A 20,573-nucleotide genomic window follows, 5' to 3' on the forward strand; every position below is an offset into this window, starting at 1 on the left:
GCGAAAGGTTAGGTCTCAGCCCGACGGACTGAGATAGACGGTCTTTTCGGATTGGTAGAACTGCATCATCGTTTCGCCCGCTTGTTCCTTGTGGGTCTGCGTGCTCGATGACTTGTGACCACCGAACGGTGCATTCATGCTCTGACCCGTGGTGGACTGATTGACCTTGACCAACCCTGTTTCGGAACGGCTCGCGAACGCGAGCGCCTTGGCGACGTCGTTGGTGACAATTGCCGCGCTGAGCCCGAACTCCGAATCATTGGCCAAGGCCACCGCCTCGTCGAAACTGGCTGCCCGCTGAAATACAACCAACGGTCCGAACACCTCTTCGGTAACGATTCGCATGTCCGGGCTGCCACCGGCGAACACGGTCGGCTGTACGAAGAAGCCGTCTCCAGCACCGAGAGGCTCACCGCCACAGATCAGTTCAGCACCTTCCTCACGACCGATCCGGACGTAGTCGAGGAACTTGTCTCGCTGCTGTGATGTAGCGAGCGGGCCCATCCCGACGCCGGCGTCGCCTCCTGAACCGACGGTGATTTCGCCGGCCAGTTCGACCACGCGATCGAGCAACCAGTCGTGAACGGTGTCGACGGCGATCACCCGACTTGTTCCCGTACACGCCTGTCCGGTCAATCCGAAGGCGCCCTTGACGATCAGCGCAGCGGCCTTGTCCACGTCGGCATCTTCGAGTACCACGACAGGATTCTTGCCACCCATTTCGAGTTGGCTACGGCGAGTGGGTCCCACTGACGCATGGATGGCCCGGCCCACCTCGGTGGACCCAGTGAACGTGACAGCATCGACGCGCTCGTCAGCAGCAATCGCGGCACCCGCTCGACCCGAACCTTGCACCAAGGCAATGGCTCCGGCTGGGAGTCCCCCGGCCAGCAGAGCCTCGACCATACGCTGACCCATCAGCGGCGTCACCTCGGAAGGCTTGAACACCACGACGTTTCCCGCTGCCAGCGCCGGACCGAGCTTGCGCGACGGAATATTCAAGGGAAAGTTCCAGGGCGTGATCGCGCCCACGATGCCTATCGGTTGACGCAGCGTGAAGACCAGTCCCTCGCCGGGCGAAGGATAGGTACTACCCAGAGTGCGAAGCGCCTCACCAGCATAGAAACGCAAATTCATCGGGGTGCGGCTGACTTCCATCGCAGCCTCTGCGCGAGTCTTGCCTTCTTCCCTGACCAATTCGGCGATCAACTCGTCTGCGCGCTCTTCCAGATATTCGGCCGCGGATTCGAGAATCGCACCACGGCGCTCGGGCGGGGTGGCTGCCCACTGCGGCGCTGCCTTCGCAAGGGCGCTGATTGCAGCACTTATGTCGGCGGAGTTCGAATCGGGGAACACTCCGACCACATCGCCGTGGTCGGCTGGATTGCGGCGGGTGAATGTTGCACCCGATGAAGACGGAACCCACTGTCCGTCAATGTAGTTCATTCCCTCGATTGTCACACTGTCACCATTTCTTCATCCTCGTCCAGCAAGTCGTACAGATCGACTTCCTCGTCTGCCAATCGCGCGGGCCCGATCGCGCGGCCAATCAACTCACGTGCCACACCGATGTCCTCACCTCGATCGAGAGCGAACGCGCCGCGGACGATCCCGTCGTCCAGGTAGAAGGCCGTGAATTCGCCGTCCTCGGCGCTGCCTCGCAGCACCAGCTCCGTATATCGGGCGCTACCGACAAGCTGAAGATTCTTGCCGAACTGATCCGACCAGAACCAGTGCGCCGCGTCCACCGCTCCGGCGCGGCCGAGCATCGAATTCGCTGCGGCTGCTGCCTGCTTACTCGCATTGTCGAAATGTTCGACACGTACGTGACGGCCGGCGGACTCGGAGAATCGTGCCGCCACGTCACCGGCTGCATAGATGTGTGGGACGGCAGTCTGTCCATGCGCATTCACGAGGATTCCACCCTCGACGGCGAGCCCGGAAGCCTGAGCCACCTCGTCGTTGGGGACGATGCCTATTCCGACCACCACTACGTCTGTGCCGATCACCTCGCCGTTATCGAGTGTGATGAGCACGTCGTCAGGTCGTGTCGCCACGGTGGCGACACGGACGCCACCCCGAATGGCCACGCCGTTGTCCAAGTGCATGCGGGTACATACCTCGCCCACCTCGGATCCGAGGATGCGCGCGAGAGGTACCTGGTCCGCTTCGAGGACAGTCACCTCGGCGCCGAGCCCCTTCGCGGTCGCGGCGATCTCGAGGCCGACGAATCCTCCACCGATCAGCGTGAGACGGACACCCGGCCGGAGTTGGGCGGCGAGTCGCTCCGCATCGTCGATGGTGCGGAGGTAGTGCACGCGCTCCGGAGAAGGGCCGGTCACGGGCATTGTGCGCGGGCGCCCACCGGTTGCGATCAGTACAGCGTCAGCAGAAACGCTACGTCCGTCGGACAGCTCGATCGCCGCGGAAGCCGTATCGATCCGGGTCACGGCGGTGCCGGTCAGCAGTTCGACGTCCTGCTTCTCCCGCCATGCCTCGGGCAGGAGCATCAAGGACTCGCGGTCCTCTTGCCCTGCCAGGAATTCCTTCGACAGCGGGGGCCGCTGGTACGGCGCGTGAGGCTCGTCGCCGATGAGTACGATCTTGCCGTCGAACCCTCGGCGCCGCAGGGTTCGGGCTGCTACCGCAGCGGTCTGACCGGCGCCAATGGTGGCGATGGTATTGAGCGTCATGGTGTCACTTGCTCTCTCGAGGCGGCTTCGGCAGGCGAAACCGCTGTCTCAGCGTAATCGGGTCGGCGGGCGAGATCCACATAGACGTAGTCGTCCTCAACCTTCACCGCGTAGGTGGGCTGGCACTGGTCTTGATCTTCCTCGTACCCCGTGTCGAGGTCGAACGCCCACTGGTGGCCGGGGCAGATGACACGGCCGTTGAGCAGAGTGCCTCTGACAAGCGACCGGTCCTGGTGAACACACAGATCGTGGAACGCATAGATCCGGTCATTGGCCTGAAATAGCGCGACTGGGGTGTCACCGACGTCGACTCGGAGCTTTCGCCGGCGGCCGACCTCGCGCAGGGTGGCTACCCGCGTCCAGTTCGTATCCATCGTTCTCTCCTGTTCGGACGACAAGCGTGCAGATGGGGGAGCCGACTTTGCCGCCGGCTCCCCCATCTGCACGATCAGGCTGCCGCGGCCTCGAGCTCGGGCGCCACGTACGAGTCGTAGAGACCCTTGGTGTAGGAGAAGCGCATCTCGGCTCCCCACTGCACCAACTGGAGGCAACGCTGCTGCAGCTCGGGGGTATCCGCGTGATCGAGCACGATCTGGTAGCCGCGCTCACCATGCACGACGTCCGACGTGATGTGCAGGTCGAAGAACTCGATCTCGTCTTCGGTGAATCCGTACACCTCACGCAGCGGAACGATCTGCTTCCGGTAGATGCTCGGAACCTGCGACTCCAGGCCCACCACCAGAGCAGCTGTCGCTACTACGAAATGCTCGCGCTGCGAGACCGCGTAGCACCAGGCCTGCAATCCGCGAGTGACGGCGTTCATGTTCGAGGGATCCTCGACCCGCTCCTTCGTGGTGCCGCAGCACTCCGCGAACTTGATGAGCAGGTCGGTATGCCGAATATCGGCCAGCTCCTCCTCGTACATGTTCTGGAGAGTGAAATCCTTTGCATTGGTGAAGTGATCAGGGGTGTTCGAGTAGATGTTCGCCAAGTAGTCGGCGAAGGGGCCGACGTAGTGGTAGTGATTCTCGGCCCACCGAGCGAAGTGGTGCCTCTCGAGCTTTCCCTCAGCCCAAGCCTTGCTGAACGATGCATCCTTCGCTTCGCGGCCCTTGATGGCGTTCTCGAGCGCCGTGCGGAACTCGTCCCTGCCAAGTAGTTCGGTCATGATGTTCCTCATCTTTCTCGAAATGGAGTGTTGATTCGTCTGGAAATCTGCGTTCAGCTGCGCATGAGGGCAAGCGCCTCGAACTCTTCGAGCATGGCGGCGCCGACGGCTTTGTCCTGCTTGCCATTTCCTCCGCTGATCCCGATTCCACCGACGATCTGCCCCTCGAAGACAAGGGGAAAACCACCGACGAAAATGGCGAACTTTCCTGGCAGCATGTGACTGATACCGAACGCTTCATTACCTGGCAGCGCTGGGCCGTCCGGTGCCTCGTTGAAGAGGTGAGTGGCGCGCTCGTGGCCGGCCGCCGTGAAGGCCTTGGCAATAGCGATGTCGACACCGGTGAGTCGGGCTCCCGGAAGTCGGTGCAGCGCCAGGACATTGCCACCGTCGTCGCAAACGCACAGCGTTTGCTTGACACCGATCTCCTCTGCCTTGGCTCGCCCGGCCGCCAGTAGCGGAAGTGCGTCGTCGAGGGTGATCCGATGAACCTGATGCATGTCTTCTCCGTTGAGTCGTCGGGAGGAAGTTGATGCTGAGATTTCTATCACCGGCACCGCCGAACAACCATGTGCATGATGGCCCGAGAATCACCGAAAATCAGGGCACAATGCATAATGGTCCTGGCAGTGCGCTCCGACATACTGCACATTCATCGCTCCCCGAGGAGGGCCGCCGTGAATAACACAGCGACATCAAGCGAAGACAACGAGCGCCTGTCGGTACGCGGCCTGCTCGAGGAGCCGTTGATGGCGTCCGCCCGGGTGCTCTCGGGGAGAGAAGGCCTCGGAGCAGCCGTTACCTGGTGCCTACCCTGGGGCGAGGTCATGGGCCGACGGGACTCCCTGTCTGACGTCGCCGTCTACGCCCGACCGGAAACCCTGTCCGCACACCTCACAGAACTCGAGACAGTGGTGACACGTGGGGCGAGCGTGCTCGTCGTCGACGGACCGGCGCCGACGGAGATCAGCTGGCCTGCCGCACTCACCGTTGTAGAACTCGAACGATCGGTCGGATTCACAGCACTCAATAGACTCCTCGCCGAACGCGCACTCACGCAGGAAGCGCACGTGATGCGCTATGCGGTGTCCGTGCACCAATCTCTCGCCGGCCTCTTGCATCGAGGTGCCGGACTCCCCATGCTGATCCGCGAGGTAGCCGCACTGACGTCGGATATCGCTGTGGCCCTAGATGTTCGAGGCCAGCTACTCGCACACTCGGGGCTGCAGGACGTCGAGTCCGAGGAATCGGTCGCGCTTCGGGAATCGCTCGTTGCAGCACTTCCTCGATTGGACGAGGCGTCAACGACTCATCCACACAAGGTCCACACACATCAACTCGAACACCCGGACGGACTATTCGCGCCCACGACAGTGGTGGCCGGCGCCATGCAATTGGCCGGTCGCTACGAGGGGTGGATTGTAGTGATCGTGCCGCAGGCGAACCCGCGGCGACACGACATCGCTCAGTACCAGGTGGTAGTCGAACAGGCAGGAACGATAGTCGGCACCGAGATGCTTCGCCAACGTAGCGTCGACGAGGCGGAAGAACGGGCGCGGGGCGACTTCGTCCAGGCATTGGTGCACGGAAACTTCGCCAACGACCACGATCTGACCACTCGTGCCGCTCTACACGAGATCGATCTCGATCTGCACTACATCGTCTTCGTCGCACCCGGCCTCGTCGACCGATCCGGAGACCGTCCGGGGGCAAGCATGGTGCGACTGGCCCGATACGCCGCCGGGGTTCTACCCCCTTCCAAGGCGCGCTCACATGTCACTGTGATCGGGAACGTGCTCGTGGTCGTTCGTTCGCTGATCGCTACGAGCGGACCACAACTCGAGGCGGAAATCGACGAGTATGCAAGGGCAATGTCTCTTGATCTCGAGCACCGTCTAGGACAGCACATTCCGGTGGCTCACGGCCGTCCGGCGGTCGGTGCCCGCGCTATTGGCGAGAGTTACCGTGAGGCACGCACCACTCTGGGCGTCGCGCAGCGACTAGGACTGTCCGGTTCGGTCGCCTATAACCAGCTACGAGGATTCAACGTCCTCACGCGGGCAGCCGATACTGATGAGAGCCGAAGACTCATCCGCGACGTTCTCGGCCCGTTCCGGGCGTCGAGTTCGCACGGCGACAGCGAGGAGTTGCTATTCGCGTACCTCGAGGAGGGCGGAAATATCAATGCCACGTCGAGGCGACTCGGGATTCACCGAAACACCATGATCGCCAAGCTCGATCGCATGTCAAGACTCATTGGAATGGATATTCGCGAACCAGAGAACCAGTTCACTTTGTGGCTCGCGCTCCGCCTCGATCTGCTGTCGGCCGTTCGAGAATCAGTGGACAACGAGATCGTGGCTCAGCACTCAGACATCTAGCGGGTTTTCCCCGACGAAAGATCCCGCGAGCCCGACCAATGCGACGACGGCGGCGACCGAGAAGAGCAATGCATATGGCTCCGTTGCCAGGTGCGCTGCAATGCCAACCCAGGCAGCTCCGACTGCGGAACCCCCGAAGCGAATCAGATTGAACAGTCCGAGACCAGTTCCGACGGCCCCAGCGCGCGAACGAGTCGAACCGGCCGCTGCCGGTGTCTGCACCATTCCGATTCCGACGGCTGCCACCACAAGTATCGCTGCTATAGCAATAGAGTTCCGAACACCGGACGACAGCGTGATAGCCAGTGCCACTTGACTACCGATCATTATCGACAAGCCCGAACGCATGACCACTCGGCCACCGATTCTGTCGACAACGCGGCCCACGACGGGCGCCACACAGGTCATGACTGCTGGAAGTACGAAGAGCATCAATCCTGCCTGAGTCGTCGAGAGTCCCGAGTCCGTCAGATATAGCGGGAGGGCAAGCAGGAGGGCGGAAAGAACGAACATCAAGACGAATACGGCCAGCGCACTGCGAAGGAACCTCGGTTCTAGTACAAGGCGAATCGGAATGAACGGGTCGGCTGTGCGGCGACTGTGAACGCCGAAGAGTACGAGTGTGACTATCCCAGCTAGGACCAGAGCGACACTGGCAACGGCAGGTACCCGATCCTGCGGAATCAAGGTGATTCCCAGAACGAACAGGGCTGCGCCGACGGTGACCGCGACGGCGCCCAATACGTCGAGATGCATCTTCTTGCCCGGATAGCGGGGGACGTGCCGAAGGGTTGCGACAAAACCGATCAGAGCAATCGGCACGAGAGGTGCAAACGCCCAACGCCAGCCCCACCAGTCACTGACCACACCTCCCAGCGACGGACCGATTGCCTGACCGATCCCGTTCACTGCAGCCCAGGCACCGACCGCCCGAGCCCGCCTCGCGGGGCCGAACAGCCACGTGATCAAACCCATGACGGCCGGCACGATGGCGGCCGCTGCAATTCCACCGAGAGACCGCCAGATCACCAGCACCAGAAGCGAAGGCGCCAGTGCTGCACCGACAGAACAGACAGCAGTTCCCAGCATGGCCGCGCAATAGACGCGACGGCGGCCGAAACGATCTCCAACCCACCCGGCTAGCGGCATGCTCGCCGCGAAGGTGAGGAGAAACCCGACAACGACGAAAATGCCACTCCCGAGGTCGGCATCGAAGTCCGTGAGGATTGCATTCAACGGGACGTTCAGAATGTTATTGCTCATGGTCCCAACGAAGGTTCCGGCCAACAACGCCGCGAGAGCCGGAGAGGTGCCGGGACCAAGTTCGTCACCTGCGGGAAGGTGGGGCTTGTCAACCGCCGTTTTCATGTACGGGTCCAATTTCTTTCGAAGATGCGGGTGCGGTGATTCCGGCTTCCGATGAGGCCTCGTAACCCAAGGATGAGTACGCGATCAGCGCGATAACGTCTCTGCAGAGGATTCCTCTATTGGCGTGTGACAACAAGGAATTCAAACCAAAAATTCTGGGCACTATGCACAGCTGCCTCGACTGTCGATGTGCTGTCTGCTGTTGCCCTTACGGACGCCCAGGTGCAACATCACAGCCCTGTGACTAGAGCCACTAGTCTGTACGCCTATGTCGAAGGGCACATCGTGGATGTAACTCTCACAGCCGCGCACTGGATCTACCTCGGGGGAATCGTTGTCATCCTCGGGACAATGCTCTTGCGGAAGAACATCGTCGTTCCCGCCGTCTTCGGCACGTTTCTGACTGCGTTCGTGTTTTCGGGCAGCCTCGTAACCGGACTCGCATCGATCTTCAACGCCAGCTTGGTCGCTGCTCAGGAGCTGTTCAATATCTTCCTGATCATCTCGTTGGTGACGGCGATGCTCGGCGCAATGCGGCAGATGGGCGCCGACCGCTTGATGGTCGCGCCGTTCCGGCGCATCATGCGTGGCGGAACCAGCAGCTTCATCGTGCTGGGCGCCGTCACCTACGCGATCTCGCTCTTCTTCTGGCCCACACCGGCAGTTCCGTTGATCGGCGCGGTCCTGATACCGGTCGCCATCCGTTCTGGCCTTCCGCCGCTGGCAGTCGGAATGGCGATCGCCATCTGCGGGCAGGGCATGGCTCTGTCATCGGACTACATCATCAAGGTTGCGCCCGGTTTGTCGGCGAAATCCGCAGGCGTCGATCCAGATACGGTCGCTGATCGCGCACTGGTGATGTCTCTGATCGTCGGCATCACAGCACTTGTCATCGCATACTTCTCTCAGCGCAAGCACATGCGCCGGCCCTCGCCCGAACTGCTCACCGAATGGGAATCGCGCTCGGAAAGCGACTTCGGAAAACAAGGCCGCGGCGCCGCGCCCCAGGGCGACTCGACGTCTTCAGACGAAGGGATCTCTAAGAGTTCGCCCGAACTCGCCGGTACCCCCGGCGGTGTCAACCCAAGGGAAGATGCTTCCGGAACAGTTCTCACACAACCGGTCACTGTCTCAGCTCGCCAGGTCGTCGACGACACGCTCAGAAGCATCCGCGCCGCGAAGACCTTTGCGGTCATGGTGCCTGTCGCGTACCTGATATTCATCATCTATCTCGTAATCGGCAAGTTCACCGATCTCGTGCCCAGCCTCGAGGGCGGTGACGCCGCGGCGATGGTGGGTGGAATCGCGGCATTGATCCTGTTTGCCGTTGCCGCGACGAACGACAAACAGGGCTTCCTCGAGACGACATCCGAGCACCTTATCGACGGTTTAGTCTTCGCGTTCAAAGCGATGGGCATCGTGATTCCGATTGCCGGATTCTTCTTCATCGGCAACGGTGACTTCTCCGGCGCAATCCTCGGTTATCCAGAATCCTCGACCGGTCCGACTATCCTCTTCGACCTGGTGAACGCCGGTCAATCTCACCTGCCGCAGAATTCGATCGTCACCTCATTCGTCATTCTCATCATCGGTATGATCGCCGGCCTCGAAGGCTCCGGATTCACCGGGCTTCCTCTGACTGGATCTCTCGCCGGCGCGCTCGGACCGGCTGTGGGCATGGACCCCGCCACCCTCGCGGCAATCGGTCAGATGGGAAATATTTGGTCCGGCGGCGGAACCCTGGTTGCCTGGTCATCGCTGATCGCGATTGCCGGCTTCGCCCGAGTGCCAGTACTCGACCTGGCCCGCAAGTGCTTCGTCCCGGTGGTATCGGGACTGGTGCTGGCGACCGCACTGTCTGTCATCATCTTCTGACGGCTGGGAGCTTCATCTTCTGACGGCTGGGAGCCTGGGCAGCGGCTGTGCCGCCGACATCACCCGCGCAACCGATCCGCGTTCTCGATGATGACGGCGCGCAGAGCCTGCTCCGGTTTGCTGAGTACGCTGCGCCGAGATTCCAACACGAACTCGACCTCAACGGCAGGCGTCAATGCCTCGCGCAGCCGACTCCGAAGAGGTACCAACCCCGCCGGCGGAAGGGTCTGAGCGTGGTAGACAACGCCCAGGCCGGCAAGGCACGCTGCTCGCAATCCGTTCAAACTGCTGGTCACGCAGGTCACGCGTGCACCGCGGCCGGATCTCTCGAGCGTGTCGAGTGCCGCTTCCCTCGTGATCGACGGCGGAGGGTACGTCACCAACGGAACCGGGCCGCCATCATCGAGGACGAAGTCGGGTGCCGCGAAGAAGGCCAGCCGGTCGGTCCACACCGGCTCTCCGTGACGCTCGCCTTGACGACGCTTACCGAAGACCAGATCCAGTTGCCCCTCGTGCAGTTGCCGGAACAGCACCTCGCTCAGGCCGACGGTGAGTTCGAAATCGACGAGCGGATGGCTACGTCGAAATTCGGAGAGAATTCGAGGAAGTTCGTGTAGAACGAGATCTTCCGACGCGCCGAACCGCACCCGTCCCCTGACACCGGACTGGGTGAAGTAGCGTTCGGCATCCGAATGCCGCTCGAGTATCGACGTGGCGAACCCGACCATGACGGAGCCGTCCGAGGTCAACTCCACCGAGTGCGTATCCCGCAAGAACAGACGGCGTCCTGCAGCGAGTTCCAGCTTTCCCACGTGCTGGCTGACAGTCGATTGTCGCAAGTTCAGTCGCCGGGCCGCCGCCGTGAAATTTCGGCTGCGCGCAACCTCGAGAAAACTCCGAAGGTGAACGGGATCAAACATACCCATTGCTATCACGTTTCACGATTACAGTAAACGTCTCGATCGGCTTTCAAAATATCCGGGAGTTCCATACCCTCGAACCATGCTGACAAAAATCCCGCTGCTCGGAAGACTCGACCCGTTCATTCTCGGGATCCTGATCACCGTCGGGATTGCCAGCCTGTTGCCCGCAGACGGTTCTGCGCTCACCGCATTCGGGTGGGCTGTCAAGGTGGCCATCGGATTGCTGTTCTTCCTGTACGGCGCGAGGCTGTCTTCACGGGAGGCGCTTCACGGCCTGAGGCACTGGCGTTTGCACGTCACCATCCTCGCAGCAACGTTCGCGCTCTTCCCGATCCTCGGAATCGCAGCAAGTCTCCTGGTCCCATCGGTCCTGACCCAGCCGTTGTACCTGGGCGTCCTCTACGTCTGTCTGTTGCCCTCTACGGTTCAGTCATCGATCGCCTTCGTGTCCATCGCCCGTGGCAACGTGCCCGGCGCCATCGTCAGCGCCTCATTCTCGAATCTCCTCGGCATCTTCGTCACGCCCCTGTTGGTGGCGTTGTTGATGACGACTGAAGGGTCTGGCTTCAACCTGTCCTCAGTGGTGGGGATCCTCTTCATGTTGCTGCTCCCATTCATCGCCGGCCAGGTGGCGCAACGCTGGATCGGCACCTGGGTCAAAGAACACAGCGCACCGCTCAGGTTCGTCGATCGTGGATCGATCCTGCTGGTGGTCTATGTCGCGTTCAGCGAAGGAATGAACGAAGGGATCTGGAGCACGCTATCCATCGGCCGACTGCTCGGACTGCTCGCCGTGTGCTCGATACTTCTCGCAATCGTCCTGTCCGTCACATGGTTCGGATCGAAGCGGCTCGGGTTCAGTAAGCAGGACCAGATCACAATCACCTTCTGCGGATCGAAGAAGAGCCTTGCCACCGGACTTCCGATGGCAACAGTACTGTTCGCCAGCCAGCCGATCGGTTTGATAGTGCTGCCGCTCATGCTGTTTCACCAGCTGCAGTTGCTGGTGTGCGCGTGGATGGCGGGCCGATTGGCACGCCGCCCTGATGCGGGCGCCGATCTCGCGATGTCGCCCTCTCGGTAGCGGATCACGGTTCCGCCAGGCCAGGCCGGTACCGACCATACGATCAGCTGGCCAATACCGCCTTCAGGAAGGTCCTGGTGCGCTCGTTCTGCGGTGCGGTGAAGATCGTCTCGGGATCTCCTTCCTCGACGATCCTGCCGGCATCGAACATCATCACCCGGTTCGAGACGTCCCTGGCGAACTGCATCTCGTGGGTCACGATCAACATGGTGATGTCGGTAGTTTCGGCGACATTCCTCAGCACGTCGAGGACGTCTGCAACCAACTCCGGATCCAACGCGGAGGTGACCTCGTCGAGCAAGAGGATGTCTGGGTCCATCGCCAGCGCCCTCGCAATGGCGACCCGTTGTTGCTGTCCGCCGGACAGCTGCGTTGGATGAGCGGTCTCCTTGTCCGAGAGCCCGACCATGTCGAGCAGTTCGCGGGCGCGCTTCGTCGCCGCATCCTTATCCAGACCAAGAACGTGGATCGGCGCTTCGGTGATGTTCTCGATCACGTTCATGTTCGGAAATAGGTTGAACTGCTGGAATACCATCCCGATGCGGCGGCGAACTTTCCGAAGATACTTCTCCGACGCCGGAACGAGCCGACTCCCCTTCTGCTCGTGTGTCAGCCGATCGCCCTCGATCCAGATAACGCCCTCATCCACCTTCTCCAAGGTCATCAGTAGCCGAAGGATAGTGGTCTTTCCTGAACCGCTAGGCCCGATCAAGGTGACGCGATCTCCGCGCGCAACCTCGAACTTCAGATGATCGAGAACAACGTGATTCCCGAATCGTTTTACGACATTGTCGAATTGGATCATCGGAGTAGATGTACTCACATCATCAGGCAAGGCGTTTCTCCAATCGCCGTATCAATAGTGAAGTCGGGTAGCTGGCGACCAGGAAGATCAAACCTGCCAAGGTCAACGCCTCGAGATACTGGAAGTTCCTCGCTCCGAATTGCTGTGCTGCCGTGACCATTTCCACCACGGTGATTGCGAACAAGTAGGGTGTGTCCTTGAACATGGAGACCGCGTAGTTGCCGAGCGCTGGGACCACCCGGCGAATAGCTTGGGGCAGCACGATCGCACGCCATGTCCGGGTCGGAGCGAGAGACAATGCGCGGGCTGCCTCCCACTGACCGACCGGTACGGCCTCGATTCCAGCCCGGTACACCTCGGCCATGTATGTCGAGTAGTGAATTCCAAGTACGGCGACACCGATCTGCAACGCCGACAAGCCCGTGAACAAGTAATAGGCGAACAGGAGTTGTACCACCAGTGGTGTCAACCTGATGAACTCACTGGCCGCACGAACCGGTGCACTGACCCACCGTGGGGCCGACTGTCGTATCAACGCGATTACCAGTCCGAGGACTGCCGCGATAACGAAGCCCAGAACAGTTGCCAGCAATGTGATCTTGAAACCGTCGAGGAGCATCGGCAGAGCCTCGAACGCACGATCCCAACTCCACTGTGCCGTCATCGCTCTGCGACCTCCATTCCACGAGGATCACTCGGTGCGAGACTGAAGATTTCACGCAAAGACGGCCCTGTTCCGAGGCGGTTCTTTGCCCGCACCTCGAGAGCATTCATCAACAGCGTCAGCAGATATCCGACGATGAAGTAGATGACGAGTCCGACACTGAACGCGAAAAGTGTATTACCCGTGGTCCTCCGGAGTTGATCGATTTCGAATGTCAAATCCTGCAGGAGGATATAACTTGCCAAAGCTGTTCCCTTGAGAAGCTGAATCAGTAGATTCGTCAGCGGTGGGATCATCTCCGCCCATGCCTGCGGCAAGATGACTCGGCGAAGTCTCTGCCAATGGCTGAAGTCGAGCGCAGTGGCGGCCTCCCATTGTGGCTGCGGAACAGAATTCACAGCACCTCGTACTACTTCCGCGCCGTACGCACCGTAGTTCAAGCCCAAGGCCAAGATTCCCACAACCATGGGCTCAATCAGGAATCCGAACAGCGGCACCACGTAGAAGAACCAGAAGAGCTGCACCAAAAGTGAAGTCCCACGAAAGAACTCGATGAAGCCCCGAGCCGACCCTCGGATTACCACGTTATGCGCGCGAGCCGCCAATCCGAGTAGTACGGCCAACACGAATGCCAGAAGCGCGCCACCCAGCGTCAGCTCGAGCGTCACGACGAGGCCCTCCCAGATGCCTGGCAAAGCATCCAGGAGAGCTTCGATGTTGTCCTTCACCTACGTCGCCTCCGAGCAGCCTCAGCTGACTCCGTCACACAACTTGGCGGTCGTCAACGCCGGGTCGGGCAACTCCGCCGCGGTGAATCCGAATTCCCCGACGATGGCAAGATACTTGTCCTTGTCGGAGGTGATCTTCGCCAACTCCTCGTTGTAGGCGTCCCTGAGTTCAGCATCCTCGGTGCGGAACACGGTGCCGCCGGCGCCGACCTGGGGGACTCCGTCGATCACTGCGACAAAGGACTCGGTAACCTCCACGGGAACCTGCGGGCTGTTGTTTGCCATCCAGTTCAACGAGATTCCCGTCAAGGCGAACACGTCGGCTCTCCCGTTGGCGACAGCGTCCATTCCGTCCTGCGGCGACGCCACCTGCATAGCATCGATACCTAGTGCTTGCGCGTAGTCCGATTCGATCGCGCCGGTCATCGTAGCCAGCCTTACCCCACTATCCTTCACCGACTGCATATCGGTGAGATTCGCGGGATTGCCGTCCGGAACCATCAGCGCAGTCGTGTAGTTGAACTCGGGCTCGCTGAACGCGGCCTGCTCGCATCGCTGCGGGAGGATCGACATCCCCGCGCTGACGACGTCGAAGCGCTGGGCCTGAAGCCCCGGAATCAGCGCACCGAAATCGGTGTTCACACCTTCAACCGTCTCGATTCCGAGGTTCTTGAAGATCTCGCGGTGCAGCGCGACGGTTGCACCGGTCAACTGCCCGTTCTGCTCGAAGCTGTATGGTGCTTCGCCGGCGAACCCGACTGTTACCGCACCCTCTGCTTGGAGTTGCTCGAGGAGCGAGCCCTCGCTAGCTGTGTCCGTCGTGCTGCAACCTGCCACCGACGCAGCGGTCGCGACGGCGCCCATGAGAATCGCTGCGGCTCTCACGGGAGAGCCATTCTTGATCGTGATCTTCGGCACTCGAGTTCCCCTTCATCGACTTGCGAAGGGTCAGAAGGATTCGCATTGCCTCGTCTCGCGCAATCCCGCCAACCGGATTCGCCGGGCAACGTTACCGAGTCGGCCGAAGGTCTGCAGAACTTTGCATCTTCTGTGGTGGTGTTTTCTTCCCCAGAATGCCGTAAGCCCCCCAACGGTGTTGGGGGGCTTACGGTTAACGGGTGTTCGGCGGTGTCCTACTCTCCCACACCCTGCCGGGTGCAGTACCATCGGCGCTGGAGGGCTTAGCTTCCGGGTTCGGAATGGGACCGGGCGTTTCCCCTCCGCTATGACCGCCGTAACTCTATGAAACTGTCACACTCCCCCGGAACCGGGAACCAGCCGGTGAGGCCGGGTGGTTCGGGGGTATTTGTGTGTTGTTTCAGATACCGCACAGTGGACGCGTAGCTTCTTCGTGGTAAGTCCTCGGCCTATTAGTACCAGTCACCTCCATCCGTTACCGGACTTCCAGTTCTGGCCTATCAACCCGGTGGTCTGCCGGGGGCCTTACCCCCTCGTGGGGGTGAGAAACCTCATCTTGGAACAGGCTTCCCGCTTAGATGCTTTCAGCGGTTATCCCTTCCGAACGTAGCTAACCAGCAGTGCTCCTGGCGGAACAACTGGCACACCAGAGGTTCGTCCGTCCCGGTCCTCTCGTACTAGGGACAGCCTTCCTCAAGTTTCTAACGCGCGCGGCGGATAGAGACCGAACTGTCTCACGACGTTCTAAACCCAGCTCGCGTGCCGCTTTAATGGGCGAACAGCCCAACCCTTGGGACCTACTCCAGCCCCAGGATGCGACGAGCCGACATCGAGGTGCCAAACCATCCCGTCGATATGGACTCTTGGGGAAGATCAGCCTGTTATCCCCGGGGTACCTTTTATCCGTTGAGCGACACCGCTTCCACTTGCCGGTGCCGGATCACTAGTCCCGACTTTCGTCCCTGCTCGACCCGTCAGTCTCACAGTCAAGCTCCCTTGTGCACTTGCACTCGACACCTGATTGCCAACCAGGCTGAGGGAACCTTTGGGCGCCTCCGTTACATTTTGGGAGGCAACCGCCCCAGTTAAACTACCCACCAGGCACTGTCCCTGAACCAGATCATGGTCCGAGGTTAGAGGTCCAATTCGATCAGAGTGGTATTTCAACAACGACTCCACCACCACTGGCGTGGCCGCTTCACAGTCTCCCACCTATCCTACACAAACCGAACCGAACACCAATACCAAGCTGTAGTGAAGGTCCCGGGGTCTTTTCGTCCTGCCGCGCGTAACGAGCATCTTTACTCGTAATGCAATTTCGCCGAGTCTATGGTTGAGACAGCTGAGAAGTCGTTACGCCATTCGTGCAGGTCGGAACTTACCCGACAAGGAATTTCGCTACCTTAGGATGGTTATAGTTACCACCGCCGTTTACTGGGGCTTAAATTCTCAGCTTCGCGGACGAATCCGCTAACCGGTCCTCTTAACCTTCCAGCACCGGGCAGGCGTCAGTCCGTATACATCGTCTTACGACTTCGCACGGACCTGTGTTTTTAGTAAACAGTCGCTTCTCACTGGTCTCTGCGGCCCCACCCAGCTCGGGAAGTGAATTCCGTCACCGGACAGGGCCCCCCTTCTCCCGAAGTTACGGGGGCATTTTGCCGAGTTCCTTAACCATAGTTCTCTCGATCGCCTTAGTATTCTCTACCTGACCACCTGTGTCGGTTTGGGGTACGGGCCGTGTGAAAGCTCGCTAGAGGCTTTTCTCGGCAGCATAGGATCACTGAATTCGCCTCATTCGGCTATGCGTCACCTCTCAGGCATATGAACGGCGGATTTGCCTACCGTTCGCCCTACCGGCTTACACCAGTATTACCACTGACTGGCTCAGCTACCTTCCTGCGTCACCCCATCGCTTGGCTACTACCAGCTCGGTTCACGCGCATCCACCCACCACACACCCGAAGGCACATGACAGGTTTCAGGGCGCTTAGCATCACTGATTCACCAGGGGCGCGTTCACACGGGTACGGGAATATCAACCCGTTGTCCATCGGCTACGCCTGTCGGCCTCGTCTTAGGTCCCGACTCACCCTGGGCGGATTAACCTGGCCCAGGAACCCTTGGTCATTCGGCGGACGAGTTTCTCACTCGTCTTTCGCTACTCATGCCTGCATTCTCACTCGCGTGGCCTCCACAACTAGTTCACACTGCTGCTTCCCTGGCCACACGACGCTCCCCTACCCACCCACACCACTGCCCAACACTCCGCAGAGTGAAGGGAATGCAATGTGTGAGTGCCGCGGCTTCGGTGGTGTACTTGAGCCCCGCTACATTGTCGGCGCAGGATCACTTGACCAGTGAGCTATTACGCACTCTTTCAAGGGTGGCTGCTTCTAAGCCAACCTCCTGGTTGTCTTCGCGACCCCACATCCTTTTCCACTTAGTACACGCTTAGGGACCTTAGCCGGCGATCTGGGCTGTTTCCCTCTCGACTACGAAGCTTATCCCCCGCAGTCTCACTGCCGCGCTCTCACTCACCGGCATTCGGAGTTTGGCTGATTTCGGTAAGCTTGTAGGCCCCCTAGACCATCCAGTAGCTCTACCTCCGGTGAGAAACACGCGACGCTGCACCTAAATGCATTTCGGGGAGAACCAGCTATCACGGAGTTTGATTGGCCTTTCACCCCTACCCACAACTCATCCCCTCAGTTTTCAACCTAAGTGGGTTCGGTCCTCCACGACGTCTTACCGTCGCTTCAACCTGGCCATGGGTAGATCACTCCGCTTCGGGTCTAGAACATGCCACTATGGGCGCCCTATTCGGACTCGCTTTCGCTACGGCTACCCCACACGGGTTAACCTCGCGACATGCCACTAACTCGCAGGCTCATTCTTCAAAAGGCACGCCATCACCAGCCACACCGAAATGTGCACCGGCTCTGACGGATTGTAAGCGCACGGTTTCAGGTACTATTTCACTCCCCTCCCGGGGTACTTTTCACCTTTCCCTCACGGTACTAGTCCGCTATCGGTCACCAGGGAGTATTCAGGCTTATCGGGTGGTCCCGACAGATTCACACCAGATTTCACGGGCCCGGTGCTACTCGGGTATCCGCCACAACAGTCACCATGTTTTCGTGTACGGGACTCTCACCCACTACGGCAGGCCGTTCCAGACCACTTCCACTAACACGGCAATTTCTCACTGTCGGCCGACACGGCAGTATCGACACAGGCGAACCCCACAACCCCACGAATGCAACACCTGCCGGCTATCACACATCCATGGTTTAGCCTCATCCGCGTTCGCTCGCCACTACTAACGGAATCACTCTTGTTTTCTCTTCCTGTGGGTACTGAGATGTTTCACTTCCCCACGTTCCCTCCACACACCCTATACATTCAGGTGCAGGTAACACGACATCACTCGTGCTGGGTTTCCCCATTCGGACACCCTCGGATCTCAGCTCGGTTGACAGCTCCCCGAGGCTTATCGCAGCCTCCCACGTCCTTCATCGGCTCCTGGTGCCAAGGCATCCACCGTACGCTCTTAAACACTTACAACAAAGATGCTCGCGTCCACTGTGCAGTTCTCAAACAACACACAACCGGAAAACCCCACACAGACACCAAACCAACAAGAACTCACGCCCTCGCTGCGGTATGACTGCAGTTTCCCGCCTGTCGTTTCTTTCCTCGAGAGGAAACACATCACGTGTTCTCTCAGGACCCAACAGTGCGCCGATATAACCCTTCCTCCCACCAGCACACGGGCCGGCGGCAGATGAAGAATAGCTGTCAGTGTTCCACCCATGAGCTCCCACCGAACCACGATCGTGTCCGTAATGGTCTCTGCCAGAACATCATCCACCGACTCCTCGGCGGTACACGTCTGGAGAATGCTCCTTAGAAAGGAGGTGATCCAGCCGCACCTTCCGGTACGGCTACCTTGTTACGACTTCGTCCCAATCGCCGATCCCACCTTCGACGGCTCCCTCCCACAAGGGGTTAGGCCACCGGCTTCGGGTGTTACCGACTTTCATGACGTGACGGGCGGTGTGTACAAGGCCCGGGAACGTATTCACCGCAGCGTTGCTGATCTGCGATTACTAGCGACTCCGACTTCACGGGGTCGAGTTGCAGACCCCGATCCGAACTGAGACCGGCTTTAAGGGATTCGCTCCACCTCACGGCATCGCAGCCCTCTGTACCGGCCATTGTAGCATGTGTGAAGCCCTGGACATAAGGGGCATGATGACTTGACGTCGTCCCCACCTTCCTCCGAGTTGACCCCGGCAGTCTCTTACGAGTCCCCACCATTACGTGCTGGCAACATAAGACAAGGGTTGCGCTCGTTGCGGGACTTAACCCAACATCTCACGACACGAGCTGACGACAGCCATGCACCACCTGTATACCGACCACAAGGGGGGCCACATCTCTGCAGCTTTCCGGTATATGTCAAACCCAGGTAAGGTTCTTCGCGTTGCATCGAATTAATCCACATGCTCCGCCGCTTGTGCGGGCCCCCGTCAATTCCTTTGAGTTTTAGCCTTGCGGCCGTACTCCCCAGGCGGGGCGCTTAATGCGTTAGCTACGGCACGGATCCCGTGGAAGGAAACCCACACCTAGCGCCCACCGTTTACGGCGTGGACTACCAGGGTATCTAATCCTGTTCGCTACCCACGCTTTCGCTCCTCAGCGTCAGTTACTGCCCAGAGACCCGCCTTCGCCACCGGTGTTCCTCCTGATATCTGCGCATTTCACCGCTACACCAGGAATTCCAGTCTCCCCTGCAGTACTCGAGTCTGCCCGTATCGCCTGCACGCCCGTAGTTGAGCTACGAGTTTTCACAGACGACGCGACAAACCGCCTACGAGCTCTTTACGCCCAGTAATTCCGGACAACGCTTGCACCCTACGTATTACCGCGGCTGCTGGCACGTAGTTGGCCGGTGCTTCTTCTGCGCCTACCGTCACTTACGCTTCGTCGGCGCTGAAAGAGGTTTACAACCCGAAGGCCGTCATCCCTCACGCGGCGTCGCTGCATCAGGCTTTCGCCCATTGTGCAATATTCCCCACTGCTGCCTCCCGTAGGAGTCTGGGCCGTGTCTCAGTCCCAGTGTGGCCGGTCACCCTCTCAGGTCGGCTACCCGTCGTCGCCTTGGTAGGCCATTACCCCACCAACAAGCTGATAGGCCGCGGGCCCATCCTGCACCAGTAAACCTTTCCACCCCCAACCATGCGGCCGGAGGTCCTATCCGGTATTAGACCCAGTTTCCCAGGCTTATCCCGAAGTGCAGGGCAGATCACCCACGTGTTACTCACCCGTTCGCCGCTCGTGTACCCCGAAGGGCCTTACCGCTCGACTTGCATGTGTTAAGCACGCCGCCAGCGTTCGTCCTGAGCCAGGATCAAACTCTCCGTTGAAGACTCACGATACAAGGTCCGAAAACCCTTATCAGTCAAAGACATCGAGTCAAATCACTAGCAAAAAAACTCAAACTAGCAAAAACATTTGTCGGCACACCCCAGACGGAAGAATGGAATGCACCCACACCCCACACCACCACCCCAACCAACCCACACGGGGCCGGCCAGACCAATGATGCGAGAAACCAAAAAACAATTTGGCACTGACATTCATCGACACACTGTTGAGTTCTCAAAGAACACGCACACACCATCACCACCAACACACATCAGCGGATCCGGGGCAACCGTTCCAGTCTACCCCCAGCACGACACCGGCACAAACCAGGTCCCACCGAAAGCATCACAAGAAGTTGAAGCACCACCATACACACAATGGGCTTCGAATCACCGTCAGGCGCCCCCGTACAACCTCGTAGCATCCACCCACACAGGTGAACGTCGGCGTCCGTGTCGCTCTGACCCGAAATAAGTTACGCCACCCCCACCACAAACACCAAATCCCCAGGCCAACACACCAAAAACACCGCG

Annotated in this window: 14 protein-coding genes and 3 rRNA genes; 3 read left to right on the top strand and 14 right to left on the bottom strand. The window is 59.7% G+C overall.

From position 1 onward, the window contains the following. Positions 1–15: 15 nt before the first annotated feature. The 5 genes from BFN03_RS15850 to BFN03_RS15870 all read right to left on the bottom strand — a co-directional run bounded on the left by BFN03_RS15850 (position 16) and on the right by BFN03_RS15870 (position 4,361). The gene (locus BFN03_RS15850) at positions 16–1,446 is read right to left on the bottom strand and encodes an aldehyde dehydrogenase family protein (protein ID WP_084385802.1); all 1,431 of its coding nucleotides are present in this window, start codon (positions 1,444–1,446) and stop codon (positions 16–18) included. 11 nt (positions 1,447–1,457) lie between these two features. Beyond that, positions 1,458–2,693, bottom strand: a complete 1,236-nt coding sequence (locus tag BFN03_RS15855; RefSeq protein WP_070379818.1) for an NAD(P)/FAD-dependent oxidoreductase — start codon at positions 2,691–2,693, stop codon at positions 1,458–1,460. Continuing rightward, positions 2,690–3,067 carry a Rieske (2Fe-2S) protein gene (locus tag BFN03_RS15860; protein WP_070379819.1) on the bottom strand — a complete coding sequence of 126 codons (378 nt, stop codon included), beginning with the start codon at positions 3,065–3,067 and terminating at the stop codon, positions 2,690–2,692. Before BFN03_RS15860 ends, BFN03_RS15855 begins: the two co-directional genes overlap by 4 nt. Before the next feature lie 74 nt (positions 3,068–3,141). Further along, positions 3,142–3,861 (bottom strand): TenA family transcriptional regulator, encoded by a 720-nt coding sequence (locus BFN03_RS15865; RefSeq protein WP_070380984.1) that lies wholly within the window; start codon positions 3,859–3,861, stop codon positions 3,142–3,144. 53 nt (positions 3,862–3,914) lie between these two features. Then, positions 3,915–4,361: a GlcG/HbpS family heme-binding protein gene (locus BFN03_RS15870; RefSeq protein ID WP_070379820.1), complete on the bottom strand. Its 447-nt coding sequence runs from the start codon at positions 4,359–4,361 to the stop codon at positions 3,915–3,917. 249 nt (positions 4,362–4,610) lie between these two features. Here BFN03_RS15870 and BFN03_RS15875 point away from each other — a divergent pair, with 249 nt between their 5' ends. Beyond that, complete coding sequence (locus tag BFN03_RS15875; RefSeq protein WP_442971891.1) at positions 4,611–6,242, top strand: PucR family transcriptional regulator; 1,632 nt, start codon at positions 4,611–4,613, stop codon at positions 6,240–6,242. Here the strand turns inward: BFN03_RS15875 and BFN03_RS15880 are convergent. Continuing rightward, a complete protein-coding gene (locus BFN03_RS15880) occupies positions 6,231–7,610 on the bottom strand; it encodes an MFS transporter (protein ID WP_070379821.1) in 1,380 nt (459 codons plus the stop codon). The genes BFN03_RS15875 and BFN03_RS15880 overlap by 12 nt on opposite strands. 285 nt (positions 7,611–7,895) lie before the next feature. Between BFN03_RS15880 and BFN03_RS15885 the strand changes: the two genes are divergently transcribed. Further along, complete coding sequence (locus tag BFN03_RS15885) at positions 7,896–9,485, top strand: hypothetical protein (protein WP_070379822.1); 1,590 nt, start codon at positions 7,896–7,898, stop codon at positions 9,483–9,485. Between the two features lie 59 nt (positions 9,486–9,544). Here BFN03_RS15885 and BFN03_RS15890 read toward each other — a convergent pair whose 3' ends face one another. Further along, entirely contained in the window at positions 9,545–10,405 is an 861-nt protein-coding gene (locus tag BFN03_RS15890; RefSeq protein ID WP_070380986.1) for a LysR family transcriptional regulator, read from the bottom strand. 82 nt (positions 10,406–10,487) lie between these two features. Between BFN03_RS15890 and BFN03_RS15895 the strand changes: the two genes are divergently transcribed. Beyond that, entirely contained in the window at positions 10,488–11,492 is a 1,005-nt protein-coding gene (locus BFN03_RS15895; RefSeq protein ID WP_070379823.1) for a bile acid:sodium symporter family protein, read from the top strand. A 43-nt stretch (positions 11,493–11,535) separates the two neighbouring features. Here BFN03_RS15895 and ehuA read toward each other — a convergent pair whose 3' ends face one another. The 7 genes from ehuA to BFN03_RS15930 all read right to left on the bottom strand — a co-directional run bounded on the left by ehuA (position 11,536) and on the right by BFN03_RS15930 (position 20,039). Continuing rightward, positions 11,536–12,297 carry an ectoine/hydroxyectoine ABC transporter ATP-binding protein EhuA gene (ehuA, locus tag BFN03_RS15900; RefSeq protein ID WP_070379824.1) on the bottom strand — a complete coding sequence of 254 codons (762 nt, stop codon included), beginning with the start codon at positions 12,295–12,297 and terminating at the stop codon, positions 11,536–11,538. A 22-nt stretch (positions 12,298–12,319) separates the two neighbouring features. Continuing rightward, on the bottom strand, positions 12,320–12,961 hold the full coding sequence (gene ehuD, locus BFN03_RS15905; protein WP_070379825.1) for an ectoine/hydroxyectoine ABC transporter permease subunit EhuD: 642 nt from the start codon (positions 12,959–12,961) through the stop codon (positions 12,320–12,322). Continuing rightward, positions 12,958–13,689: an ectoine/hydroxyectoine ABC transporter permease subunit EhuC gene (ehuC, locus tag BFN03_RS15910; RefSeq protein WP_070379826.1), complete on the bottom strand. Its 732-nt coding sequence runs from the start codon at positions 13,687–13,689 to the stop codon at positions 12,958–12,960. Before ehuC ends, ehuD begins: the two co-directional genes overlap by 4 nt. 21 nt (positions 13,690–13,710) lie before the next feature. Then, entirely contained in the window at positions 13,711–14,553 is an 843-nt protein-coding gene (gene ehuB / locus BFN03_RS15915) for an ectoine/hydroxyectoine ABC transporter substrate-binding protein EhuB (RefSeq protein WP_070380987.1), read from the bottom strand. Between the two features lie 256 nt (positions 14,554–14,809). Then, a 5S ribosomal RNA gene (gene rrf / locus BFN03_RS15920) occupies positions 14,810–14,926 on the bottom strand. A 113-nt stretch (positions 14,927–15,039) separates the two neighbouring features. Continuing rightward, a 23S ribosomal RNA gene (locus BFN03_RS15925) occupies positions 15,040–18,174 on the bottom strand. Positions 18,175–18,520: 346 nt separating this feature from the next. Further along, positions 18,521–20,039, bottom strand: a 16S ribosomal RNA gene (locus tag BFN03_RS15930). Together the 16S, 23S and 5S rRNA genes form the textbook arrangement of a ribosomal RNA operon. Positions 20,040–20,573: the final 534 nt, after the last annotated feature.

It is taken from the genome of Rhodococcus sp. WMMA185 (assembly GCF_001767395.1).
Taxonomy (GTDB): domain Bacteria; phylum Actinomycetota; class Actinomycetes; order Mycobacteriales; family Mycobacteriaceae; genus Rhodococcus_F.

Coding starts and splice junctions, on each gene's coding strand:
- BFN03_RS15870 (WP_070379820.1), bottom strand. CDS start 4,361: ATGCATCAGGTTCATCGGATCACCCTCGACGACGCACTTCCGCTACTG.
- BFN03_RS15880 (WP_070379821.1), bottom strand. CDS start 7,610: ATGAAAACGGCGGTTGACAAGCCCCACCTTCCCGCAGGTGACGAACTT.
- BFN03_RS15895 (WP_070379823.1), top strand. CDS start 10,488: ATGCTGACAAAAATCCCGCTGCTCGGAAGACTCGACCCGTTCATTCTC.
- BFN03_RS15890 (WP_070380986.1), bottom strand. CDS start 10,405: ATGTTTGATCCCGTTCACCTTCGGAGTTTTCTCGAGGTTGCGCGCAGC.
- ehuA (WP_070379824.1), bottom strand. CDS start 12,297: ATGATCCAATTCGACAATGTCGTAAAACGATTCGGGAATCACGTTGTT.
- BFN03_RS15865 (WP_070380984.1), bottom strand. CDS start 3,861: ATGACCGAACTACTTGGCAGGGACGAGTTCCGCACGGCGCTCGAGAAC.
- ehuD (WP_070379825.1), bottom strand. CDS start 12,961: ATGACGGCACAGTGGAGTTGGGATCGTGCGTTCGAGGCTCTGCCGATG.
- BFN03_RS15855 (WP_070379818.1), bottom strand. CDS start 2,693: ATGACGCTCAATACCATCGCCACCATTGGCGCCGGTCAGACCGCTGCG.
- BFN03_RS15860 (WP_070379819.1), bottom strand. CDS start 3,067: ATGGATACGAACTGGACGCGGGTAGCCACCCTGCGCGAGGTCGGCCGC.
- BFN03_RS15850 (WP_084385802.1), bottom strand. CDS start 1,446: ATGAACTACATTGACGGACAGTGGGTTCCGTCTTCATCGGGTGCAACA.
- ehuB (WP_070380987.1), bottom strand. CDS start 14,553: ATGGGCGCCGTCGCGACCGCTGCGTCGGTGGCAGGTTGCAGCACGACG.
- BFN03_RS15875 (WP_442971891.1), top strand. CDS start 4,611: ATGGCGTCCGCCCGGGTGCTCTCGGGGAGAGAAGGCCTCGGAGCAGCC.